Source organism: Vibrio sp. S234-5 (genome assembly GCF_000960595.1).
GTDB lineage: Bacteria > Pseudomonadota > Gammaproteobacteria > Enterobacterales > Vibrionaceae > Vibrio.
In genome coordinates this window covers 59,910-81,694 of the sequence record NZ_JZAM01000219.1, presented here as the reverse complement: position 1 = coordinate 81,694, position 21,785 = coordinate 59,910, and the positions used below count along the sequence as shown (strand labels likewise).

Genomic DNA, 21,785 nt, shown 5'->3' with positions numbered 1-21,785 from the left:
CGAGCGAGCAATATTGAGCAGCTCACACTGGCGCTTTATCGGCAATGGGGTGGATTTAACCAGCGAACTCTTTCGCTGGGCTCGGTCTAACGACCGAGCACTTTGGCCAAAAAATCATTTTCCATGGTCAATTGACCGATCTTGGCGTGAAGTTTGTCCACTTCTTCGGAATTCTCTTTTCCTGTGTGATTTTCGGTGGCAAAAATCATGGCTGCGTTTTCAAGCAGCTCCTTTTTCCATGTCGAGATTTGGTTAGCGTGCAGGTTGTATTTCTGAGCTAACTCAGCGACGGTTTTATCGCCTTTAGCGGCATCGAGTGCCACCTTAGCTTTAAACTCAGGAGAGTGGTTTCTACGTTTTCTAGTCATAATCTGTCCCTGTATTGTTGGGTACTATCAAAACAGATCGACCACTTAAAGTCATGTCCGAAAATCGGGGGCCACTTCTATCGCGACGGTGCTGAAAAAAATCAGGATTTTTCGTCGTGCCATCAAAAGCGAACGCAGGAGCACGTTGGACTCTTGTAAATAGCGTACCAACTTAAGGATGCGGAAAATACGCATGACTCGCAGCAGCCGAATCACGCCCATAAACGTTGCGGAAGGGAACAGCAGAACAAGGTAGGTTGGCAAAATGGCAAGCAGATCGACCACGCCGTAAAAGCTCTTCGCATAGGCGACGGGTTTGGGCGAACAGTAGAGACGCAACAAGTACTCAATGGTAAAAAGCGCGGTAAAGCCGTATTCGAAATAACGCAGCTCTGTTGACCAAGAAGCGCGAACGGTAGGAATGGACTCTAAAACCAGCACTGACAGTGAACTGAGAATGGCAATAATGAGAGCAATATCAAAAGCTTTGCCCGCAGGAGTGTGTGTGCCAAAGATAATAACGTACAGACGGTTTTTTAACGTTTCTTGAGACATGATGCGGCTGAACATGATGTGACTAACAAATAGTATCGTAGCCACATCATAACCTTAAAGCGAAAATCAGGCTAATCCGGGGAAGAGATTTCGCAAGCCATTGGCAATAAATTCAATGCCGAGTGCGCCAAGGATCAGGCCCATAATCCGAGTGATGACGTTGATACCCGTTTGACCAAGGAAGCGCACGATAAGTGGTGCAGAGCGGAACAGCAGCCAAGAGCAAAAACTGAATATGGCGACAGTGATGACGATACCCACAGTGTCGAACATACTGGGGTAACGAGCGCCATAGACAATCGTAGAGCTGATGGCACCAGGCCCAGCCATTAAAGGCATGGCAAGTGGCACAACGCCGATCTGCTCGCGGCTAACGTATTCGGATTGTTCTTGCTTGTTTTGCTTATCTTCACCGAGCTTACCGCTCATCATTGAGAAGGCAATACTGAGCAGCAACAATCCCCCCGCGACACGAAACGAATCGAGAGAGATGCTAAACATATCCAGCAGCATTTGACCTGCAAGCAGCGACACCACCAGGATCACTGCCACCGCAATGTTCGCAGTCAGTGCCGTTTTGTGTTTTTCTTCCGGTGTCATGTGTCCTGTTAGAGAGACAAAAACAGGCATGATGCCCACCGGATTGACTGCGGCAACTAAGCCTAGGAAAAATTGCAGAAAAATAGCGATTTCGAAGTTTGACATGACGAATTCATACAGAGGGACAGGAGCTTATATTCTAGAAAAGATGCTAAGAATTGACGAGAGAAAAAACGCCTTTTGTGTGCGGTTAGACTAATCTTACCCGAGCTTACTCAGTTGGGCAGTAAACTGTGTTAACGTACGGAGAATAACTGTTCCCGTATGTAAATCCAGATGTGGAGTTGTATCATTCTGCATTTGCTTGAGTTGGGATTTGCTCATAAACGTTAACATCCACACAAAATAGATAAAAAAAACGTCACAATGTGGAGAGATAATTGAGCTTAGATATACTCTCAGTAGCACAAGATTTGGGGTCCACATGTAATTTTATGGACTAAAAATGAAACTTTTTTACAGATTGTTGTGGCTTTTTTAGTTGGTTGGTTCGATTGCTTCTTTTTTGCTCAATGACATTTTTTGTATGTTTTTCTTATAGATCATGAGCTTAATGTGTTTGTGTGCAATGGGGTACTACTTTTGAGGGATTTCGAGAGTGAGAACTGATCCAAGTCAATTATTTTCACACTCTGAAATATTATACTCAGTCCTGAAAGCAATTTACTAAGACGGTTGTTAAGTAAGTTACTGATAGACAGTCAAAACAACCAGCAAGTCGCCTTACTAAAAAGTTTTTAATATTTGTTAATTTAGGAGAATCCCTATGCCTGTAACTAATATGGCTGAACTAGATGCGATGATTGCACGCGTTAAGAAAGCACAAGAAGAATTTGCTACTTTCTCTCAAGAGCAAGTCGACAAGATCTTCCGTGCTGCTTCTCTTGCTGCAAACCAAGCGCGTATCCCGCTAGCACAAATGGCGGTTGAAGAATCTGGTATGGGTATTGTTGAAGATAAAGTAATCAAGAACCACTTTGCGTCTGAGTTCATCTACAACAAATACAAGGATGAGAAAACCTGTGGCATCCTAGAAGAAGATGACAACCTAGGTACAATGACTATCGCTGAACCTGTAGGTATCATCTGCGGTATCGTTCCAACCACTAACCCGACTTCAACCGCGATCTTCAAATCTCTGATCTCGTTGAAAACTCGTAACGGTATCATCTTCTCTCCACACCCACGTGCAAAAAATTCAACCAACGCAGCTGCGAAACTGGTTTTGGATGCTGCTGTTGCCGCTGGCGCACCAAAAGACATCATCGGTTGGATCGACCAACCTTCAGTTGAGCTTTCAAACGCACTGATGAAGCACGATGGCATTGCACTTATTCTTGCAACTGGTGGTCCAGGCATGGTGAAAGCGGCTTACTCTTCTGGTAAACCTGCGATCGGTGTAGGTGCAGGTAACGTTCCAGTCGTTATCGATGAGACTGCTGACATCAAACGTGCAGTGGCTTCTATCCTGATGTCTAAAACCTTTGATAACGGCGTAGTGTGTGCTTCTGAGCAAGCAGCAATCGTTGTTGACGAAGTATATGACGAAGTGAAAGCGCGTTTTGCTTCTCACAAAGCTTACGTTCTAAGCAAAGCAGAAGCAGAAAAAGTACGTAAGGTACTGTTAATCGATGGCGCACTGAATGCGAAAATCGTAGGTCAACCAGCAGCTGCTATTGCTGAAATGGCGGGTGTTAAAGTTCCTGCTGACACTAAAGTTCTCGTTGGTGAAGGTATTGGTAAAGTATCTTACGATGACGAATTCGCTCATGAGAAACTGTCTCCAACTCTAGGTCTATTCCGTGCTGACAACTTCGAAGACGCAGTTGCTCAAGCAGTAACTATGGTTGAGATCGGCGGTATCGGTCACACTTCTGGCCTATACACCAACCAAGACGTAAACGCAGACCGTATTCGTTACTTCGGTGACAAACTGAAGACTGCACGTATCCTTGTAAACATCCCAACTACTCACGGTGGTATCGGTGACCTGTACAACTTTAACGTTGCACCGTCTCTGACTCTGGGTTGTGGCTCATGGGGTGGTAACTCTATCTCTGAGAACGTAGGTCCTAAGCACCTAATCAACAAGAAAACTGTTGCGAAGCGAGCTGAAAACATGTTGTGGCACAAACTACCTAAGTCAATCTACTTCCGTCGTGGTAGCCTTCCAATCGCACTGAGCGATCTAGAAGGTAAAAAACGCGCATTCCTCGTTACTGACCGTTTCCTATTCAACAACGGTTATGCAGATGATGTAGTTAGCCTACTGAAAGCACAAGGCATGGAAGTTCAAACATTCTTTGATGTTGAAGCTGACCCAACTCTATCTGTTGTAGAGAAAGGCGCTGCAGCAATGCAAAGCTTCCAGCCAGACGTGATTCTAGCGCTTGGTGGTGGTTCACCAATGGATGCGGCGAAGATCATGTGGGTTATGTACGAGCACCCAGAAACTCACTTCGAAGAACTGGCAATGCGCTTTATGGATATCCGTAAACGTATCTACAAGTTCCCTAAAATGGGTAAAAAAGCGGAGCTTGTATGTATCACTACCACTTCAGGTACAGGGTCAGAAGTGACACCATTCGCGGTTGTGACTGACGACAAGACTGGCGCTAAGTACCCACTAGCGGACTACGAATTGACTCCTCAAATGGCAATCGTAGATGCGAACCTAGTGATGAACATGCCTAAGTCTCTAACCGCATTCGGTGGTTACGATGCAGTGACTCACGCTCTAGAAGCTTACGTATCGGTTCTAGCGAACGAATACTCAGACGGCCAGGCTCTGCAAGCACTTAAGATGCTAAAAGAGTACCTACCTTCAAGCTACGCGAACGGTGCAAAAGACCCAATCGCTCGTGAGAAAGTACACAACGCAGCAACTATTGCTGGTATCGCATTCGCTAACGCGTTCCTAGGTGTATGCCACTCTATGGCGCACAAGATCGGTGCTGAGTTCCACCTACCACACGGTCTGGCGAACGCACTTCTGATCTCTAACGTGGTACGTTACAACGCGAACGATAACCCAACTAAGCAAACGGCATTCTCTCAATACGACCGTCCACAAGCACGTCGTCGTTACGCAGAAGTTGCTGACCACCTAGGCCTAAGCCAAGCGGGTGACCGCACTGCGCAGAAGATTGAACGTCTACTTGCATGGTTGGATGAGCTGAAAGGTGACCTAGACATCCCAATGTCTATCCAAGCGGCTGGCGTTGCTGAAGCTGACTTCTTAGCGAAAGTTGATGAACTCGCAGTAGAAGCGTTTGATGACCAATGTACTGGTGCAAACCCACGCTACCCACTAATCGCTGAGCTGAAAGAAGTTCTAATTGCTGCTTACTACGGTAAAGCTTTCGTTGAAGGTGAAACTTTCGAAGGTACTACTGTGATCAAGAAGAAAGCAGACCAAGAAGCAGCTAAAGCTGAAGTGGTTAAAGCGAAGAAAGAAAAAGCGGACGCCTAAGTAAGACGGACATTTTGAGATAGGTTTTCGCTAGCACGAAACCTAAAAAATCGGGAAAAGAGCAAAGCCCCTATCGAAAGATAGGGGCTTTTTTACCTATTCATCAACATGAATAGTGTCGGGATTGTACATAAGGTTCGCGGTAAAAGTGAGGAAGGTGGTTAAACCTCTGCACTGACTACCCGTCCGCTAAAGTACTCGTTGGCGACAATGTACTCTGTATTGCGGATTAGTTCGTCTTGCACTTGCGCCCAGTGTGCTTCATCAACGTGATTTTGTGTATGCGACAGAGCCGGGATAACACCACCGACGCGAATATTGAAAGGGGTGAGCTCTTTGGCCCAACTGTGGGTAAAGCCAGAAACGAGCGAGGTGACGCTTTCAACGCCAGAAAAGTTTTGATAATCGGCGTGGGTGATAACATTGACGATCACGCCTTTCGTTTCGGTGTGCCGCATACGTTCAGCGCAAACCTGTCCAAAGCGATACAGCGCGCCTGCGGTGGAGGAGAGTTGTTCGACGAAACCACCATCGGCTGCATGATCGGTTAAAGACGGGAGAGGGAGCGAAGTCCAGCAGTTGACGAGCACATCGGGAACTTGCGCAAACTTTTGTTCTATCTCGGCAAATAGGCGCTGAATGGTTTCGGTTTGGTCATCACAGATGGCAATAGAACAGGCTTTGTCGGTAATCGTCGCTAACATTGTCTGTGTTTCAGCCAGCTGAGCTTTATTTTGGTCGCTCAGAATGATGGTTGCGCCGAGTTTGGCAAAGTGTAGGGCGATGGTTCGGCCGAGCAGAGAGCCTGCATTCGTTACCAAGATTAGCGCGTGCTTAATTTCCATTTCCCCGACTCCATGTGTTAGCGGTACTTTTATCATGGGAGAAAATGGGGCTTCTCAGTGTGAATAACGTCAAACTAATGACTATCTGAGTCAAGCAGAATGCCAAAGTATGTAAAAAGTCACACTTTAGTCTGCTCTTGTATTGTAACGCATTAATATTCAACAAGTTAAAGTCTAGACTGATGCGCTCAATCGGGCTTTGGCCCAAGCGGTTGACAACTGATTATACAGACCGGCTTCAGGTAGGAGTGGAGTCTTTGGCTGCGCTAACTGACGTCTTTCATGGCCGGAAAGGTTTTGATACACCTCTTCCGGGAGATCGAAGGTCTCCTCTGGCATATAGGCGAGCGCGTCGGCGATAAGGTAGTGGCTGAGTTTGCTTGAGGCGAGCCCCGCACGGTGAAACTGCTTTGCTTGCTCCGCTGAAATAGTGTAGCTGGATTGATCGCTTCTCAGTTTCTGGGGTTCGCTTAAAGCAAATTGTTGACGCAGAACTCGCTCCGTGACAGGTTGCGAGTCCGTTTCTTCTACAGGCGTTATGTGGCGTGCATCATTGGAAAACATCGATAGCAGCAAAGCAAAATCGGCACGACGACCATCATGAATGGCGTGGTTAATTCCTGTGCCAAACTGAAGCTCGTTGATGATGCCTGCTTTGTCTAAAGTATGTATTTGCATTATGCCCTCCGCCAGATGTTTTTATAGCGGCAGCAACATAGGTAACTTTAGGTAAAATAAAAGAAAAACCCGCTACGATGAGCGGGTTTGAATTAGTGACTAAATTGAACTTAAGGTGTCGCGAATTATTTCGCTAGGTTCGCTGCAACGAATTCCCAGTTAACCAGAGCCCAGAAGCCGTTCATGTAATCTGGACGTAGGTTGCGGTAGTCGATGTAGTAAGCGTGTTCCCACAGGTCAACGGTTAGCAGTGGCGTCACACCTTCTTCGGTGATCGGTGTTGCTGCGTTTGAGGTGTTAACGATGGCTAGAGAACCGTCAGCCTTTTTCACCAACCAAGTCCAAGAAGAACCGAAGTTGTTGATAGCTGAGTCAGTGAATTTTGTTTTGAACTCTTCGAAAGAACCAAATGCTGCATTGATCGCGTCAGCAACCGCACCTGTTGGCTCGCCACCTGCATTTGGCGCTAGGCAGTGCCAGTAGAAAGTATGGTTCCAAACTTGCGCTGCGTTATTGAAGATACCGCCAGTTGAAGTTTTGATGATCTCTTCTAGAGATTTGCCTTCAAACTCAGTACCTGGGATAAGGCCATTCAGTTTTACAACGTAAGTGTTGTGGTGTTTACCGTGGTGGAACTCAAGAGTTTCTGCAGAGATGTGTGGCTCAAGAGCGTCTTTTTCGTAAGGAAGAGCGGGTAGTTCAAATGCCATTGCTCGATTCTCCATCTATTTGAAGGGGTAACCTTCGATTGCTTCCAGTGTTATTTATCCGATTTTCAACCTGCTTTGGCAAGGTTGAATGTCTTTATGACTGACTTGCGCTATAGTTTAGCAAGTTTTTACTTTATTAAAAGGGCTAAGTGACAATTTCTATATGAAATTTCTTTGTCATCGCGCCCCTGATTATAGCCCTAATTTTTATGTGCTTTTTATTCTTGAGTAATAAGGTAAAATGTCGCGATTATTTGCAGTAACTCCATCTAGAGGAAGCAATGGAAACTATCGATAAAATCAAACAGCAAATCGCAGAAAACCCAATCCTTCTTTACATGAAAGGTTCTCCAAAGCTACCAAGCTGTGGTTTCTCCTCTCAAGCAGCTCAAGCTCTGATGGCTTGTGGTGAAAAGTTCGCTTATGTGGACATTCTGCAGAATCCTGACATCCGCGCCGAGCTACCAAGCTATGCACAATGGCCAACGTTCCCACAGCTTTGGGTTGAAGGTGAATTGATCGGCGGTTGCGACATCGTGATTGAGATGTTCCAAAAAGGCGAACTTCAGCCATTGATCAAAGAAGCCGCGGCACGCGCTGCGAGTAACGAAGCGGAGTAATCTCGCTTTGCTCTCCCATGGATGACGTGGTGTCAGCGTAGTGGTGATGAGCAATTATGTATAGAATACAAAGGAGCTGCTATTTGGCTCCTTTTTCTTTTTTGAGTGGGTAGAATGAAAATCAAACTATATTACGTCCATGATCCTATGTGCAGTTGGTGTTGGGGTTACAAGCCTACCTTGGACAAGCTAAAACAGCAGTTGCCTGGGGTAATCCAGTTTGAATACGTAGTCGGGGGGCTTGCTCCTGATTCGACACTGCCAATGCCACCAGAAATGCAGCAAAAGATTGAAGGGGTCTGGCATCAAATTGAGCGTCAGCTCGGTACCCGTTTTAACTATGATTTTTGGACCAAGTGCACACCCGTTCGCAGTACCTATCAAGCGTGCCGAGCGCTAATCGCGGCAGGATTTCAAGACAGCTACGAAGCAATGCTTGATGCCATCCAACAAGCGTATTATCTGCGTGCTATGTCACCGCATGAGGAGGCGACTCATCGTCAACTGGCACAGGAGCTTGGGCTGAATGTGTCACAGTTTGAGCATGATGTGAATGGTGCATTTCTTGAGGGGGTTTTTCAGGATCAATTGAGTTTCGCGAGCAGTTTGGGCGTAAGCTCCTATCCGAGTTTAGTGCTGCAAATCAACGATGCCTATTTCCTGATCGAGGTGGATTACTTTTCATCAGAATCGACGCTTAAGCAGATCCGCGAACGCATCTTACAAACGATGCCTGCGCAATCGTAGTGGTCAGAATTCCAGTTAAAACAAAGCCGCTCATTGAGCGGCTTTGTTGTTGATGGAAGTTTTTACACTACAGAATCATCGCGGCGATCCAGCCAAAAATGATCAGTGGAACGTTGTAGTGGATAAATGTGGGGACAACGGTTTCCCAAATGTGTTCATGTTGACCGTCGGCATTTAAGCCAGACGTTGGACCTAAAGTAGAGTCCGAAGCCGGTGAACCTGCGTCACCAAGTGCTGCTGCAGTACCCACTAAAGCGATGGTCGCCATCGGTGAGAAGCCAAAAGCGATCGCCAGTGGCACGTAAATGGTGGCCAGAATTGGGATAGTAGAGAATGAAGACCCAATGCCCATCGTGACCAGCAAGCCTACAACCAGCATCAGCAGTGCGGCCAGCGCTTTGTTGTCACCAATGCTAGTCGAGAGTGATTCTACTAAAGTTTCTACGCCGCCAGTCTGCTTCATTACCGCAGCAAAACCCGCCGCCGCGATCATAATGAAACCGATCATCGCCATCATGTGAACACCTTTGGTAAACACATCATGTGTTTCTTTCCATGCGATCACGCCACCAAAGGTAAACACCATGAAGCCAGCGAGCGCGCCAATGATCATCGAACCGGTGTAAAGCTGAACGCTCAGCGCGGCGATGATGCCAACGGCGGCAACCAGAATATGTTGCTTGTTCAGCCCTTGAGTCTCCTCGTGCACGACAGTGAGTTCGGTCTCTGCGTATTCGCGAGGCTTACGGTAGCTAAAGAAAATCGCAATCAATAAGCCGCAAACCATCCCTGCTCCAGGCAAGAGCATCGCGGTAGGGACTTGGCTGGCAACAACATTGTCTAGGCCGTTGTCGTGCAGGTTTTTCAGCAGAATGTTGTTGAGAAAAATACCGCCAAAGCCAACGGGTAACACCATGTATGGGGTGATGAGACCAAACGTTAGCACGCACGCGATAAGACGACGGTCTAGTTTTAGTTTGGCAAAAACGCCCAGTAGAGGTGGAATCAAAATGGGGATAAAGGCGATATGCACAGGGATAACGTTTTGCGACGACATAGTCACCAGCACTAGCGCCACGAGCACGGCATATTTGAGGCCGGTGGTTGAAGCGGCGCTATCTTTACCGTTGAGGCGTTTGATGACGCTTTGCGCCAAAAGGTCGGTGATGCCTGATTTGGAAATCGCCACCGCAAAAGTACCTAGCATGGCGTAACTTAAAGCAATCGTTGCGCCGCCACCAAGACCGCTCTCAAACGCGGCAATGGTATCGCCGAGATCCATGCCAGCCACCAAGCCACCTACGATGGCACTGAACGTGAGGGCGACCACCACGTTCACTCGCATCAATGCCAAAATCAGCATGACGCAAACAGAAATAACAACAGGATTCATAGTTTTCTCAGGAAGTTGTGTTTACTTATTATTGTCTTCATCATCGACAAGCGGCCAGCCACCTAACGCTTTCCACTTATTGACAATGCCGCAAAATAGCTCTGCGGTTTTCTCGGTATCGTATAGGGCAGAATGCGCCTCACGATTATCAAATTCCATCCCAGCGGTTTTACACGCTTTGGCTAACACCGTTTGGCCATAAGCCAAACCACTTAAAGTGGCGGTATCAAAGGTGGCAAAGGGATGGAAAGGGATACGTTTTAGCTTGCAGCGCTCGTTGGCAGCGTTGACAAAGCTGAGGTCAAATGCGGCATTGTGGGCCACCATGATGGCGCGGCCACAGTCTGCCGCTTTTTGCTCTTTGCGGATCAGTTTGTAGATCTCTTTGAGCGCTTCCTGTTCAGTCACAGCGCCGCGCAGTGGGCTAAAAGGGTCGCGGATGCCATTAAATTCTAAGGCTTCCTTTTCTATATTGGCCCCTTCGAATGGTTCGACATGAAAGTGAATGGTTGATGCGGGGTGAAGGTCGCCATGTTCATCCATTTTCAACGTGATGGCGCAAATTTCCAAAAGTGCATCAGTTTTTGCATTAAACCCGGCAGTTTCAACGTCTACGACGACAGGAAAATAGCCGCGAAAACGTTTTTTTAGGGTCTGTGCTGTGTTTTCTACAGTCATGTTTCTATTTATTTGTGTGACAAAGACGGCATTATTACAGATTATGACGGCGAAAAAAACGCTACAGAAAGAGAAAACGGCAAAAGTTTACGGGTTTGATGGCTAGATTCTTGCATGTAAATTTCGAAATGAAGTTGGGTAATGTACGTTGGCAACCTTGCCAGAGCGTGCAGATGATTGAAGAGATGTTGCCGATAATGAAAATGTGGCTTGTAACCAGTAGTCTAGTGCTAACCACTTTTGCCTCTGTCTCCGTGATGGCGATGGACAAACGTTATGTGGCCACGCCTCAGCAATCTCAGTGGGAGATGGTGGTTAATTCGCCGCTGGAATGTCGCTTGGTGCATCCCATTCCGAACTTTGGCGACGCGGAGTTTTCTTCGCGTGCCAGCAAAAAAATCGTGCTCGATTTTGAGCTGAAAATGCGTCGCCCGATGGGGGAAACGCGTAATGTGAGCTTGATTTCGATGCCGCCACCTTGGCGTCCTGGCGAGCCAGCCGATCGCCTAACCACGCTCAAATTCTTTAAACAGTTTGATGGCTATGTGGGCGGTCAGACCGCTTGGGGCATTTTGACCGAGCTGGAGAAAGGGCGTTATCCGACGTTCAGCTATCAAGATTGGCAAAGCCGCAATCAGCGTATTGAAGTGGTGCTTTCGTCGGTGCTGTTTCAGCAAAAATACAATGCGTTTAGCGACTGCATCGCTAACTTACTGCCGTACAGTTTTGAAGATATCTCCTTCACCATTCTGCATTACGAGCGTAACGGCGACAAACTGACCAAAGCGTCGCAAAAACGTCTTTCGCAAATCGCCGAATACGTGCGCTACAACACCGATATTGATCTGGTGTTAGTCTCCACTTATACCGATTCGACGGATGGCACTAGCCTTAGTCAGAACCTTTCTGAGCGCAGGGCGGAATCGCTGCGGGAGTACTTCAAAGCGCTGGGGCTGACAGAAGATCGCATTCAAGTACAAGGCTTTGGCAAACGTCGCCCAATTGCCGACAACGCGACGCCCATCGGCAAAGATAAGAACCGCCGCGTCGTTATTTCGCTAGGCAGGACCGAAGTATAAGTTCAGTTGAGCCTAAATTTGGCGATAATTTCGCATTGGGTTGCGGTATCGATCTTCTCTACCAACTGCGCAATTTTTGGGTTTGGATGACGTTTTAGGAAATCAAACAGCGCTTTTTTACAACAGCCGATGGAATCAATAAAGTTCTCGCATTGATGCTGTGGGCACTGCGGGATCAAGGTCAGCACTTTTTCTGAAGCGAGCTGCAAGTACTTGAGTTCATACTCGGTGTCACCAGCCCAACGCCAGAATTGCGCTAGATTATGACAAGAGATAACCGAAATTAAGATCTTATCATCGGCTTCAATCTCACCGCTATTGGCTATCTCATCACTGAGTGCCAAAGCTTGTTGGTAGTGCAGAATACTGCGAATTGGATCGTCGAGTTGCAGTGCAGTGTCTGCCAATAAGGTGTGTTTTTCCCACTCGTTTATCATGCTTTTCTTCCACTTAGCCAAACTCTCATCAATCTAAATGAAAATAATTCTCATGTAAAGTGGCGTGAATGAAACAAAAAAGAGGAAGCGCTTGGCTTCCTCTCTCAAATCACTCAGTGTGTCAAACAGCGTTTATCACACCTCAGAATGTCCGGCTTAGCCTTCCAATCCTGCAGATGCTTGTTTGTTCTGAATCAGTTCAATCATGTAGCCATCGGGATCTTTGACAAACGCGATGTGCGTTGTGCCGCCTTTTACCGGGCCCGCTTCGCGCGTGACGTTGCCGCCTGCCGCTTTGATGGCATCACAAGTGGTATAAATATCATCGACACCAATCGCAATATGGCCGAACGCGGTCCCCAGATCGTACTCAGACTTGCCCCAGTTATAGGTCAATTCGATCACTGCGCCTTGTGACTCGTCACCGTAGCCAAGGAAAGCCAAGGTGTACTCGTATTCCTTGTTCTCGTTCTTGCGCAGCAGTTGCATACCCATGACTTCGGTATAAAACTGAATAGATTTGTCTAAATCTCCCACACGTAGCATGGTGTGTAAAATGCGACCATTTGACATTGTTTGCTCCTAATTAATCGAACTTAGCTCTCTGGGTAGACCTTCTCTTTGAACTCACAAAGGTCTTCTATAATACAACTCCCACAACGCGGCTTTCTGGCGATACAGGTATAACGGCCGTGGAGAATCAACCAGTGATGGACGTCAAGTTTAAATTCCTTGGGCACCACTTTCAGCAGTTTTTGCTCCACTTCATCCACATTTTTACCGATGGCAAACCTGGTGCGGTTAGATACACGAAAAATGTGTGTATCAACGGCAATCGTTGGCCAGCCAAACGCAGTATTGAGCACCACATTAGCCGTTTTGCGTCCAACGCCCGGTAAGGCTTCGAGTGCTGCTCGGTCTTCTGGCACTTCACCGCCGTGTTTTTCCAGCAGAATCTGGCAGGTTTTGATGGTGTTTTCTGCTTTCGAGTTAAACAGGCCGATGGTTTTGATGTACTCTTTTAAGCCGTCGACCCCTAAATCTAAGATGCTTTGCGGGGTATTTGCCACTGGGAAAAGTTTGTCCGTGGCTTTGTTGACGCTCACATCCGTTGCTTGGGCTGAGAGCAGTACAGCGATAAGCAGTTCAAACGGTGAATTCCAATTGAGCTCCGTTTGTGGGTTGGGATTGTGCTCGCGCAAACGCTGCAAGATTTGAATTCGTTTTTCTTTGTTCATGCTGACTTCCAAGGGAAAGGCTTAGCGCTAGGAGAATTATAATGGCCGCTAAGCCGATAAAACCGATTAGGCGTTTGTGACGCGCACGCGCTCTATTGCCGGTTTTTCTTGTTGAGGCTGACGTGCTTTGAGATTAGCATCAATCACGTTTTTCAGGGCAATCAAAAAGCCGACGCCAATAAATGCGCCCGGTGGCAACAAGGCTAATAAAAAGCTGGTGTCAAAATGGAATATTTCTATACGCAGTGCGGCGGCCCAATCTCCCAGTAATAAATCGGCGCCATCAAAGAGTGTCCCGTTGCCGAGAATTTCACGCATCGCGCCGAGCACGACCAAAACGCTGGTCATGCCCATCCCCATCCAAAAGCCGTCTAACGCTGCGGGCAACACCTCATTTTTAGAGGCATACGCTTCTGCGCGGCCGATGATGATGCAGTTTGTGACGATCAAAGGAATGAAAATCCCAAGAGAGAGATAGAGTCCGTAAGCATAGGCATTCATCAGCAATTGCACGCAGCTTACTAAAGACGCGATGATCATGACGAACACAGGTATGCGGATCTCTTTCGGGACATGATTGCGCATCAAAGAGACACTGACGTTTGAGCCAACCAACACCAGCAAGGTAGCAATACCAAGGCCAAGCGCATTGGTGACGGTTGAGGAGACAGCAAGCAGTGGGCACAACCCGAGCAGTTGAACCAGCGCGGGGTTATTGCTCCACATGCCGTTTTTCAGCAAAGTTTTATGTTCACTCATGGCGGTTCTCTCCACAGTTTAATGGCTGGGTCAGAAGTTGCTGGCGATTGGCGTTGACAAACTCTACCGTATTACGCACCGCTTTTACAACGGCACGGGGTGTAATGGTCGCGCCAGTAAATTGGTCGAAATCGCCGCCATCTTTGCGCACATTCCAACGGTCATAATTGTTTTCATTGAGTTGCTTACCGGAAAAACTGCTGATCCAATCGCTCACACGTAAGTCAATCTTATCACCCAATCCGGGTGTTTCTTGATGGCCGAGAACGCGAGTTGCCAAAACTGTACCTGTATTATCAATGCCTGTAATGATTTTAATCGCGCCGTTATAGCCATCTGGAGCGATGGATTCAATCGCGATTGCGGTTGGTTCACCGTTCAAGGTCGCGATGTAAGCGGGCATGGCTTTATCGGTGCCAAGCGCTGGATTGGTGAGCAAAATACAGGATTCAAACAGCAGATTATCGTGCATCTGTTTGGGAATCACCTGATTGAGCACCGAAGAGAGCTGCGCTTGCTCTTGGCGCTTGATCTGATCTTTGGTGAAATATTGGGTAACGGCCACCAAACCTGTGGTGACACAGGCGAAAATAGCGAGCGTTAATCCGTTGTGACGAATGGCGTTAATCATGCACTTTTCCTGTTTAGTGTCCGTAAGTTCGAGGTTTGGTGTAGTAGTCGATCAACGGTACACACATATTGGCTAACAGAACGGCAAAGGCGACCCCATCAGGGTATCCGCCCCAACTGCGAATCACGAAAACCAAGGTGCCGATGATGGCGCCAAAGATCAATCGACCTTTCACCGTGGTGGATGCAGATACCGGGTCGGTGGCGATAAAAAACGCGCCGAGCATGGTTGCGCCCGAGAGCAGATGAAGGACTGGAGAAGCGGTTTCGCCAGGCGCAAACAGCGCAAATAGACTGCTGAGTACCGCTAATGCGCCAAGAAACCCTGCTGGAATGTGCCATTGGATGATTCTTTGTTTGATAAGCACCAAGCCGCCGAGCAGATAGGCGAGGTTTACCCACTGCCAGCCGAGCCCTGCCAAGCCTTCAAAGATCGGCTGTTGAAGAATCTCTGAGGGTGTCGCACCAGCGCGTAGCCCAGTTTTGAAAGCATCCAGTGGCGTCGCTGTGGTGATGCCATCGATGCCTGCACGCACTTGCTGGAGTGAAGAGCCATCAAGCGTCAAACCACGAAAAATTAGGGAAAGTGTATCGCCAAAAGTGGTGGCTTCACGGCCAACGGTTTGCCCAATCTCTTGCAGCATGCTTGGCTCATTCCAACTGGTCATTTGCACCGGAAATGAGATCAGCAGAACTACGTAAGCGACCATGGCCGGATTGAATGGGTTTTGTCCCAAGCCGCCATAAAGGTGCTTGGCAATCACGATGGCAAACACCAAACCAATGGCGATGATCCACCAAGGCGCCAAAGGCGGGATCGCGACAGCGAGTAACCATGCCGTGACGAGGGCGCTGTTATCGCGTAAAGCGCGCGCTGGTGAACGTTTTCTCAACAGCATGACCAAGGCTTCTAAACTCAACGCAAGGGTGATGGCCATGATCAGTTGAATCAAGGTGCCCCAGCCGAAAAAGTAGCTTTGTGCAATCAAGCCAGGCAAGGCACACAATGCGACCCATTTCATCAGGTCAGGCGTGCTGCGTCGATTATGGGCGTGTGGTGAACTGGCAATAAAAAACGACATTACTCGTTCTCCTCAGACTGATTCTTTTCTGCTTGTTGTTGTGCTTTGCGTGCTTTAGCGCGGGCAATCGCGGCTGCGACGGCGGCTTTTTTCGGATCGTCTTGCGTTTCGGCTGCTTCTGCTGGCGCTGCAACTGCCTCTTCACTTTGCGCTTTACGGGCTTTGGCGCGGGCAATGGCGGCCGCAACGGCGGCTTTTTTCGGGTCGTCTTGCGCTTCGGCTGCTTCTGTCGGCGCTTCAGCCTGCTCATCACTTTGCGCTTTACGCGCTTTGGCGCGGGCAATAGCGGCCGCGACGGCGGCTTTTTTCGGATCGTCTTGCGTTTCGGCTGCTTCTGCTGGCGCTGCAACTGCCTCTTCACTTTGTGCTTTACGCGCTTTGGCGCGGGCAATGGCGGCTGCGACGGCGGCTTTTTTCGGATCGTCTTGCACTTCGGCTGGTTCTGTAGGCGCTGCAACTGCCTCTTCACTTTGCGCTTTACGCGCTTTAGCGCGGGCAATGGCGGCCGCGACGGCGGCTTTTTTCGGGTCGTCTTGCACTTCGGCTGGTTCTGTCGGCGCTCCAGCCTGCTCTTCACTTTGTGCTTTGCGCGCTTTAGCGCGGGCAATGGCGGCTGCGACAGCGGCTTTCGGGTCGGAACTCTTGGCCTCTTCGTCAACGCTTGGTGGCGTTTCTTTGGCCGCTTTACGCTCGCGAGCGAGGCGCTTACGTTCTTCACGCAGCTTGACCATTTCGGCATTATCAGGTTCGGTTTCCCCTGCTTGTAAAGCCTGCGCTTGCTTTGCTTTCGCTTTGGCAATCGCGGCGGCAACGGCAGGTTTGACTTCGGTTTGCGAGCTGTTTTCTTGCGCTTTCTGAGCTTTAACTCGCGCAATCGCCGCGGCAATCGCATCATCGCCGCCAGTTGATTTCATCTCTTTCCGGCGATCATCAGCCGCTTTCTTAAAGCGGTTTTCCCGTTCCTCTTTTTCTCGCTCAAGGCGTGCTTTTTTCTCTTCAAAACGCTGTTTAGCGCGCTCGGCGGCTTCGGCTTCTTGAGCGCGAGTGCGGATTTCAGCTTTTGCTTGGCGATAGTAGTTGACCAGTGGGATTTCACTCGGGCAGACGTAAGCACAAGCGCCGCACTCGATACAATCTTTCAGGTTGAGCTCGGTGCACTTTTCGTACTCTTGCGCTTTGGCGTGCCATTGCAACTGCTGAGGCAAAAGCGATGCAGGGCAGGCTTCTGCGCACGCGCCACAGCGAATACAGTCCATCTCATAACGAGATGGCTCAATTTCCCGACGGGTTGGCGCGAGAATGCAGTTCGAGGTTTTGGTGATTGGCACATGCGCGTGCGGCAGGCTAAAGCCCATCATCGGACCGCCCATAATCAGGCGCGGCAGTTTCTTATCGGCTTGATAGCCAAATTCGTCCAGCAGTGCTTGCACTGGTGTGCCAAGTAAAGCCCAAACGTTGCGTGGCTGTTTGAAGGTATTACCCGTGAGAGTCACAATGCGGCTGACCATCGGCTCGCCATCGACAATCGCTCGTTTGACCGCGTAGAGTGAGCCGACGTTCTGTACCAAAATACCGATATCGGCAGGAATGCCACCGGCGGGCACTTCTTTGTTGGTCAACACTTTGATCAGTTGTTTTTCACCGCCAGAAGGGTATTTGGTCGGGATAACGCGAATCACGATATCTTTGTTGATGGCGGCTTTTTCTAACGCCGCGATGGCAAGGGGTTTGTTGTCTTCAATGCCGATGATGGTGAGCTGAGGCTTTAAAATATGCTCTACAATTTCAATCCCTTGGATAACTTCGTCGGCGTGCTCTTGCAGCAGTTTGTCGTCTGCGGTGATGTAAGGTTCGCACTCGGCGGCGTTGACAATCAGAATGTCAGTACGACTCAGCCCAGATTGCAGTTTTTTGGCGGTCGGAAAGCCAGCGCCGCCCATACCGGAAATACCCGCCATGCGGATGAGATCGACCAATGTTTCCGCATCGCACTGAGTGTAATCGCTCACAGGTTGCTTGGGTGCCCATGCATCTTGGCCGTCTGGGCGAATAACAATACACAACTCACTTAAGCCGGAAGGGTGCGCGGTGGTTCTTGGCTCAATCGCCGTCACAATACCAGAGGTGGACGCATGTACTGGCAGAGTAAAGCCCGTGGTTGACTGGGTGAGCGCCTGCCCTTTGAGTACGTGCTCGCCAATGTTGACCAACAGATTGCCCGCTTTGCCAATGTGCTGTTTAAGCGGCAAAACGATTTCTTGCGGGATGGAAGCAAAAACCAGCTCTTGCTGGTTAGATTGGGTTTTGTTTTCGGCCGGATGAATCCCTCCGGGGAAGTCCCACAGGGCGCCAGTACGAATTTGTTCAATCAAAGACAACATGCTGCCCCTTAATTGTTATTGTTGCTGCCCGAAGCGCGGTGCGTATCTGCCTCGGTAATGTTGACCACAGGGATAGTATTTAGCTGCCATTTCCAGCTCTCTGGAGTGGCTGTAAGCGGGATCATCTCAATACAATCCGTTGGACATGGCGCAACACATAAATCACAGCCAGTACATTCATCCTTGATCACCGTATGCAGGGCCTTGGTGCCACCGACGATCGCATCCACTGGGCATGCTTGAATACACTTAGTACAGCCGATGCACATGTCTTCATGAATGAAGGCCACGGTTTTGACTTTGCCCTCTAAATCATGAGCCGATTCTTGCGCCTCAACGCCCATCAGATCGGCCAGCTTTTCTATGGTTGCTTGCCCACCGGGAGGGCATTTATTGATGCTGTCGCCATTGGCGATCGCTTCTGCGTAAGGTCGACAACCAGGGTAGCCACATTGACCACATTGAGTTTGTGGCAAAATGGCATCGATTTGATCGACGATGGGGTCGGCTTCGACTTTAAAACGGATCGAAGCGAAACCAAGAATGGCGCCAAACAGCGCCGCCAAAATGGCGATCGCGATAACCGCGATTAAAATGGTACTCATGCTATCTTACCAACCCGGTGAAACCGAGAAATGCCAGAGACATCAAACCTGCGGTGATCATCGCAATCGAAGCGCCTTTGAAAGGAACGGGCACGTCGGCGGCGTTAATGCGTTCACGCATAGCAGCAAAGAGGATCAACACCAGCGAAAAGCCCACTGCGGCACCAAAACCGTAAATGATCGATTGGATGAAAGTGTGGTTTTCATTGATATTGAGCAGCGCAACGCCAAGTACTGCACAGTTGGTGGTAATCAATGGCAGGAAGATGCCCAACAGACGATAGAGGGTTGGGCTGGTTTTATGCACCACCATTTCGGTGAACTGTACCACGACGGCAATTACGAGAATAAAACTCATGGTTCTGAGGTATTCAATCGCAAGCGGGCGGAGAATGTAGCTTTCCACTAAATAGGCGCATACAGAAGCCAGAGTGAGGACAAACGTAGTCGCAAGCCCCATGCCGATGGCTGTTTCCAGCTTTTTCGACACCCCCATAAATGGACACAGGCCCAAAAACTTCACCAGTACAAAGTTGTTTACCAACACAGTGCCAATCAACAACAAGAGATATTCGGTCATAGTTATAACGTTCTTCAATTCCGATCTCGGTATTATCGTGCTTTGTTACGTCAATAACAACCAATGAAAGCTAAGGTTTTTGTATAGCTGGCTGAAATTTATACGTTATGCAACCGCTCGGACAAGCAGAGCCGAGAAACGTCGCCGTGGATGGGAAAGAAAGCCGTTGGCAACGCAATCAAAGAGTGGAATGAAGTCGGTCGTGTATTTTGAATGAAATTGGCTAACGTGATTTGTTTTTGGCACTTAATAATTCATCTGGCCCGTTAGCCCAATCTCGAGGCGAAATGCACTTATGCCGCCTTTTGGTACAAACACAAAAAGGCCGTCACTGCGCGCTCCGTGGAAAGACGAAGCTGTTCTGATGACGGTTGTTCGATCGCGCCTAACACGTAAGGTTCATGATATTCCGAGTAGAGCAGCGCTTTAAACTGCATGGCGGCCACCCAAGGATCGCAAGGCACCAATACCCCTTGTTTCGTCTGTAAGGAGAGATAATTTCTCATCCGGGTCCAGCCTCGCTTTGGACCATTTTCATAGAAATGTTTACCAATGTCTGAGCGCTCCGCATCATGAATCGCCATACGATAAATAGCCATCACCTCAGGACGCAGAACTGATTTTAGAAAATTGTAACCAAATTCTAATAGTGCGCTGCGGATGTCACTATTTTGCTCAAGTGCGAGGAATGAATTGGAAATTTGTGATGCAGCACATTGCTCCATAACGGCAGAAAAGATCTCTTCTTTTGAGCAGAAATAGTTGTAAAGCGTCGCTTTTGAGCCGCCCAGTTGCTTTGATATATGTGACATAGAAGTCTGCTCAAATCCTTGTTTAGTAAAGGATTCTTTGGCTATATCCAAAATGGCTTGGCGCTTTTCATCGCTTTTAACTCGCATCTCTCTTACCAATTCCAACCGAAAAAATGGGGTTAAGTTTCTCTTGACGGTTTCCTGATGTCAAGAGTATAACTGTACAGTACGGTTTAGTTATTTAGTCAAAAACGTTCAATTTGACTGCTGCCTAACGAAAACGGCGCAACTGGTGTGCGCCGTTCTCATTTCCCCTTGATTTCCAGATGAAGCCAATCTTCAAAGGCTCCATCGTGCATTTTTGACGAAGGTTCACTATATGACATCTCCAACCAAAGAAGAGACAGGCCAAGATTTTGATGCCGCACGCGCTGCTCAATCGCGCAAAAAAGGATTCCTCGCTTTAGCTGCCGCCGTGGCCATTGCGGCGAGCGGCTATACAGCCTATTGGCACTTTGTCGGATCTCATTTTGTAACTACGGACAACGCATACACCGCCGCTGAAGTGGCAGAAGTGACGCCTGCAGTGGGCGGTATTGTCGCGAACGTAAACGTCGTGGATACCCAATATGTGAATCAGGGAGATGTCTTGGTGCAAATTGATGATACCGATGCCCGTTTAGCACTGCGCCAAGCGGAGGCGGATCTGGCTTTAGCCATCCGTCGTGTGCGTAGCTATCTGGCAAACGATGAAGGGCTGACCGCGTTAGTCGAAGCGCAAGAAGCGAATGAGCAACGAGCGCAAGCACAGCTCAATGCCGCCAAAGCCGATTTTGAGCGTGCCAAAATTGATTTGAGCCGCAGAGAAGATCTGCTGCGCTCTGGTTCGGTATCGAAAGAGGAGTTGACCAACGCGAAAACACAATTTGCTCAAGCTAAGGCCAATCTCAATGCGGCCAAAGCTGCCATGGCACAAGCGCAAGCGAATAAGTTATCCAGCATCGGCTCGCAGAAAGCCAATGCGGCATTGACAGACAACACTACGCTGGAAAATAACCCGGAAGTGTTGCTGGCCAAAGCGCGCTATGAGCAAGCGAAAATTGACTTGGAGCGTACCGTGATCCGTGCGCCAATCAGTGGTGTTGTTGCCAAGCGTCAGGTCCAGATTGGTCGCCGTGTGCAAGTTGGCGTGCCGCTGATGAGTGTGGTTCCCCTGCATAACATTTATGTCGATGCCAATTTTAAAGAGGTGGAGCTGCGCGATGTCAAAGTGGGCCAAGAAGTCACTCTAAAAGCCGATCTGTACGGCGATGAGGTGCTTTATCACGGTGTCATTGCCGGATTTTCTGGCGGTACAGGCGCCGCGTTCTCCATGATCCCGGCACAAAATGCGACCGGTAACTGGATTAAAGTGGTGCAACGCTTGCCTGTGCGCGTCGAGATCGATCCCAAGGATTTGCAAGCACATCCATTGCAAGTCGGTTTATCGATGGAAGTGACGGTCGATACCACCACCGATACTCACGGGCAAACCTTAGTCAACTATCGCGCAATTAAACTGGCCAACCAAGGTTAA

Annotated in this window: 21 protein-coding genes and 2 pseudogenes; 5 read left to right on the top strand and 18 right to left on the bottom strand. The window is 48.7% G+C overall.

What is annotated here, in order from left to right; all coding sequences use genetic code 11:
- From UF06_RS13030 to UF06_RS13020, 3 genes and pseudogenes are all read right to left on the bottom strand, one after another.
- A pseudogene (locus UF06_RS13030) lies at positions 1 to 368 on the bottom strand (transposase); the annotation flags it as partial.
- A gap of 84 nt (positions 369 to 452) precedes the next feature.
- A pseudogene (locus tag UF06_RS13025) lies at positions 453 to 923 on the bottom strand (ion transporter); the annotation flags it as partial.
- Between the two features lie 66 nt (positions 924 to 989).
- Complete coding sequence (locus UF06_RS13020) at positions 990 to 1,628, bottom strand: YchE family NAAT transporter (RefSeq protein ID WP_039429970.1); 639 nt, start codon at positions 1,626 to 1,628, stop codon at positions 990 to 992.
- 661 nt (positions 1,629 to 2,289) lie between these two features.
- Here UF06_RS13020 and adhE point away from each other — a divergent pair.
- Positions 2,290 to 4,995 (top strand): bifunctional acetaldehyde-CoA/alcohol dehydrogenase, encoded by a 2,706-nt coding sequence (gene adhE, locus UF06_RS13015; RefSeq protein WP_045570830.1) that lies wholly within the window; start codon positions 2,290 to 2,292, stop codon positions 4,993 to 4,995.
- A 161-nt stretch (positions 4,996 to 5,156) separates the two neighbouring features.
- Here adhE and UF06_RS13010 read toward each other — a convergent pair whose 3' ends face one another.
- The 3 genes from UF06_RS13010 to sodB form a co-directional block, all read right to left on the bottom strand.
- A complete protein-coding gene (locus UF06_RS13010) occupies positions 5,157 to 5,840 on the bottom strand; it encodes an SDR family oxidoreductase (RefSeq protein ID WP_045570829.1) in 684 nt (227 codons plus the stop codon).
- A gap of 174 nt (positions 5,841 to 6,014) precedes the next feature.
- Positions 6,015 to 6,518, bottom strand: a complete 504-nt coding sequence (locus tag UF06_RS13005; protein WP_045570828.1) for a VC2046/SO_2500 family protein — start codon at positions 6,516 to 6,518, stop codon at positions 6,015 to 6,017.
- A 125-nt stretch (positions 6,519 to 6,643) separates the two neighbouring features.
- Entirely contained in the window at positions 6,644 to 7,228 is a 585-nt protein-coding gene (sodB, locus tag UF06_RS13000) for a superoxide dismutase [Fe] (RefSeq protein WP_045570827.1), read from the bottom strand.
- Positions 7,229 to 7,509: 281 nt separating this feature from the next.
- On the opposite strand from sodB, the gene UF06_RS12995 reads away from it, so the two are divergent.
- Together UF06_RS12995 and UF06_RS12990 are read left to right on the top strand one after the other, a co-directional pair.
- On the top strand, positions 7,510 to 7,848 hold the full coding sequence (locus tag UF06_RS12995) for a Grx4 family monothiol glutaredoxin (protein WP_039429958.1): 339 nt from the start codon (positions 7,510 to 7,512) through the stop codon (positions 7,846 to 7,848).
- Between the two features lie 114 nt (positions 7,849 to 7,962).
- Positions 7,963 to 8,595 (top strand): DsbA family protein, encoded by a 633-nt coding sequence (locus UF06_RS12990; protein WP_045570826.1) that lies wholly within the window; start codon positions 7,963 to 7,965, stop codon positions 8,593 to 8,595.
- 67 nt (positions 8,596 to 8,662) lie between these two features.
- Here UF06_RS12990 and UF06_RS12985 read toward each other — a convergent pair whose 3' ends face one another.
- Together UF06_RS12985 and rnt are read right to left on the bottom strand one after the other, a co-directional pair.
- Positions 8,663 to 9,988, bottom strand: coding sequence for a Na+/H+ antiporter family protein (locus UF06_RS12985; RefSeq protein ID WP_045570825.1), 1,326 nt, complete (start codon positions 9,986 to 9,988; stop codon positions 8,663 to 8,665).
- Between the two features lie 21 nt (positions 9,989 to 10,009).
- Entirely contained in the window at positions 10,010 to 10,666 is a 657-nt protein-coding gene (rnt, locus tag UF06_RS12980; RefSeq protein WP_039443506.1) for a ribonuclease T, read from the bottom strand.
- A 197-nt stretch (positions 10,667 to 10,863) separates the two neighbouring features.
- On the opposite strand from rnt, the gene UF06_RS12975 reads away from it, so the two are divergent.
- Positions 10,864 to 11,745, top strand: a complete 882-nt coding sequence (locus UF06_RS12975; protein WP_045570832.1) for an OmpA family protein — start codon at positions 10,864 to 10,866, stop codon at positions 11,743 to 11,745.
- Between the two features lie 2 nt (positions 11,746 to 11,747).
- Here the strand turns inward: UF06_RS12975 and UF06_RS12970 are convergent, their stop codons facing one another.
- From UF06_RS12970 to UF06_RS12925, 10 genes are all read right to left on the bottom strand, one after another.
- On the bottom strand, positions 11,748 to 12,182 hold the full coding sequence (locus UF06_RS12970) for a DUF2753 domain-containing protein (RefSeq protein WP_045570824.1): 435 nt from the start codon (positions 12,180 to 12,182) through the stop codon (positions 11,748 to 11,750).
- A 156-nt stretch (positions 12,183 to 12,338) separates the two neighbouring features.
- Positions 12,339 to 12,755, bottom strand: coding sequence for a lactoylglutathione lyase (gloA, locus tag UF06_RS12965; RefSeq protein WP_045570823.1), 417 nt, complete (start codon positions 12,753 to 12,755; stop codon positions 12,339 to 12,341).
- A 23-nt stretch (positions 12,756 to 12,778) separates the two neighbouring features.
- Positions 12,779 to 13,420 (bottom strand): endonuclease III, encoded by a 642-nt coding sequence (gene nth / locus UF06_RS12960; protein ID WP_045570822.1) that lies wholly within the window; start codon positions 13,418 to 13,420, stop codon positions 12,779 to 12,781.
- A gap of 66 nt (positions 13,421 to 13,486) precedes the next feature.
- Complete coding sequence (locus UF06_RS12955; RefSeq protein WP_045570821.1) at positions 13,487 to 14,179, bottom strand: electron transport complex subunit E; 693 nt, start codon at positions 14,177 to 14,179, stop codon at positions 13,487 to 13,489.
- Positions 14,172 to 14,810 carry an electron transport complex subunit RsxG gene (gene rsxG, locus UF06_RS12950; RefSeq protein ID WP_045570820.1) on the bottom strand — a complete coding sequence of 213 codons (639 nt, stop codon included), beginning with the start codon at positions 14,808 to 14,810 and terminating at the stop codon, positions 14,172 to 14,174. The genes UF06_RS12955 and rsxG overlap by 8 nt, the downstream gene beginning before the upstream one ends.
- Positions 14,811 to 14,823: 13 nt before the next feature.
- Positions 14,824 to 15,891: an electron transport complex subunit RsxD gene (gene rsxD, locus UF06_RS12945; protein ID WP_045570819.1), complete on the bottom strand. Its 1,068-nt coding sequence runs from the start codon at positions 15,889 to 15,891 to the stop codon at positions 14,824 to 14,826.
- Positions 15,891 to 18,272 (bottom strand): electron transport complex subunit RsxC, encoded by a 2,382-nt coding sequence (gene rsxC / locus UF06_RS12940; protein ID WP_045570818.1) that lies wholly within the window; start codon positions 18,270 to 18,272, stop codon positions 15,891 to 15,893. Before rsxC ends, rsxD begins: the two co-directional genes overlap by 1 nt.
- A gap of 8 nt (positions 18,273 to 18,280) precedes the next feature.
- Complete coding sequence (gene rsxB, locus UF06_RS12935) at positions 18,281 to 18,877, bottom strand: electron transport complex subunit RsxB (protein ID WP_045570817.1); 597 nt, start codon at positions 18,875 to 18,877, stop codon at positions 18,281 to 18,283.
- Between the two features lies 1 nt (position 18,878).
- Entirely contained in the window at positions 18,879 to 19,457 is a 579-nt protein-coding gene (gene rsxA / locus UF06_RS12930; RefSeq protein ID WP_039429927.1) for an electron transport complex subunit RsxA, read from the bottom strand.
- Between the two features lie 293 nt (positions 19,458 to 19,750).
- A complete protein-coding gene (locus UF06_RS12925; protein ID WP_045570816.1) occupies positions 19,751 to 20,356 on the bottom strand; it encodes a TetR/AcrR family transcriptional regulator in 606 nt (201 codons plus the stop codon).
- Between the two features lie 232 nt (positions 20,357 to 20,588).
- On the opposite strand from UF06_RS12925, the gene UF06_RS12920 reads away from it, so the two are divergent.
- Entirely contained in the window at positions 20,589 to 21,785 is a 1,197-nt protein-coding gene (locus UF06_RS12920; RefSeq protein ID WP_045570815.1) for an HlyD family secretion protein, read from the top strand.

What these genes read in the sequence shown, in the direction of transcription:
- UF06_RS13020 (WP_039429970.1), bottom strand. Translation starts at nt 1,628, where the DNA reads ATGTCAAACTTCGAAATCGCTATTTTTCTGCAATTTTTCCTAGGCTTA.
- adhE (WP_045570830.1), top strand. Translation starts at nt 2,290, where the DNA reads ATGCCTGTAACTAATATGGCTGAACTAGATGCGATGATTGCACGCGTT.
- UF06_RS13010 (WP_045570829.1), bottom strand. Translation starts at nt 5,840, where the DNA reads ATGGAAATTAAGCACGCGCTAATCTTGGTAACGAATGCAGGCTCTCTG.
- UF06_RS13005 (WP_045570828.1), bottom strand. Translation starts at nt 6,518, where the DNA reads ATGCAAATACATACTTTAGACAAAGCAGGCATCATCAACGAGCTTCAG.
- sodB (WP_045570827.1), bottom strand. Translation starts at nt 7,228, where the DNA reads ATGGCATTTGAACTACCCGCTCTTCCTTACGAAAAAGACGCTCTTGAG.
- UF06_RS12995 (WP_039429958.1), top strand. Translation starts at nt 7,510, where the DNA reads ATGGAAACTATCGATAAAATCAAACAGCAAATCGCAGAAAACCCAATC.
- UF06_RS12990 (WP_045570826.1), top strand. Translation starts at nt 7,963, where the DNA reads ATGAAAATCAAACTATATTACGTCCATGATCCTATGTGCAGTTGGTGT.
- UF06_RS12985 (WP_045570825.1), bottom strand. Translation starts at nt 9,988, where the DNA reads ATGAATCCTGTTGTTATTTCTGTTTGCGTCATGCTGATTTTGGCATTG.
- rnt (WP_039443506.1), bottom strand. Translation starts at nt 10,666, where the DNA reads ATGACTGTAGAAAACACAGCACAGACCCTAAAAAAACGTTTTCGCGGC.
- UF06_RS12975 (WP_045570832.1), top strand. Translation starts at nt 10,864, where the DNA reads ATGAAAATGTGGCTTGTAACCAGTAGTCTAGTGCTAACCACTTTTGCC.
- UF06_RS12970 (WP_045570824.1), bottom strand. Translation starts at nt 12,182, where the DNA reads ATGATAAACGAGTGGGAAAAACACACCTTATTGGCAGACACTGCACTG.
- gloA (WP_045570823.1), bottom strand. Translation starts at nt 12,755, where the DNA reads ATGTCAAATGGTCGCATTTTACACACCATGCTACGTGTGGGAGATTTA.
- nth (WP_045570822.1), bottom strand. Translation starts at nt 13,420, where the DNA reads ATGAACAAAGAAAAACGAATTCAAATCTTGCAGCGTTTGCGCGAGCAC.
- UF06_RS12955 (WP_045570821.1), bottom strand. Translation starts at nt 14,179, where the DNA reads ATGAGTGAACATAAAACTTTGCTGAAAAACGGCATGTGGAGCAATAAC.
- rsxG (WP_045570820.1), bottom strand. Translation starts at nt 14,810, where the DNA reads ATGATTAACGCCATTCGTCACAACGGATTAACGCTCGCTATTTTCGCC.
- rsxD (WP_045570819.1), bottom strand. Translation starts at nt 15,891, where the DNA reads ATGTCGTTTTTTATTGCCAGTTCACCACACGCCCATAATCGACGCAGC.
- rsxC (WP_045570818.1), bottom strand. Translation starts at nt 18,272, where the DNA reads ATGTTGTCTTTGATTGAACAAATTCGTACTGGCGCCCTGTGGGACTTC.
- rsxB (WP_045570817.1), bottom strand. Translation starts at nt 18,877, where the DNA reads ATGAGTACCATTTTAATCGCGGTTATCGCGATCGCCATTTTGGCGGCG.
- rsxA (WP_039429927.1), bottom strand. Translation starts at nt 19,457, where the DNA reads ATGACCGAATATCTCTTGTTGTTGATTGGCACTGTGTTGGTAAACAAC.
- UF06_RS12925 (WP_045570816.1), bottom strand. Translation starts at nt 20,356, where the DNA reads ATGCGAGTTAAAAGCGATGAAAAGCGCCAAGCCATTTTGGATATAGCC.
- UF06_RS12920 (WP_045570815.1), top strand. Translation starts at nt 20,589, where the DNA reads ATGACATCTCCAACCAAAGAAGAGACAGGCCAAGATTTTGATGCCGCA.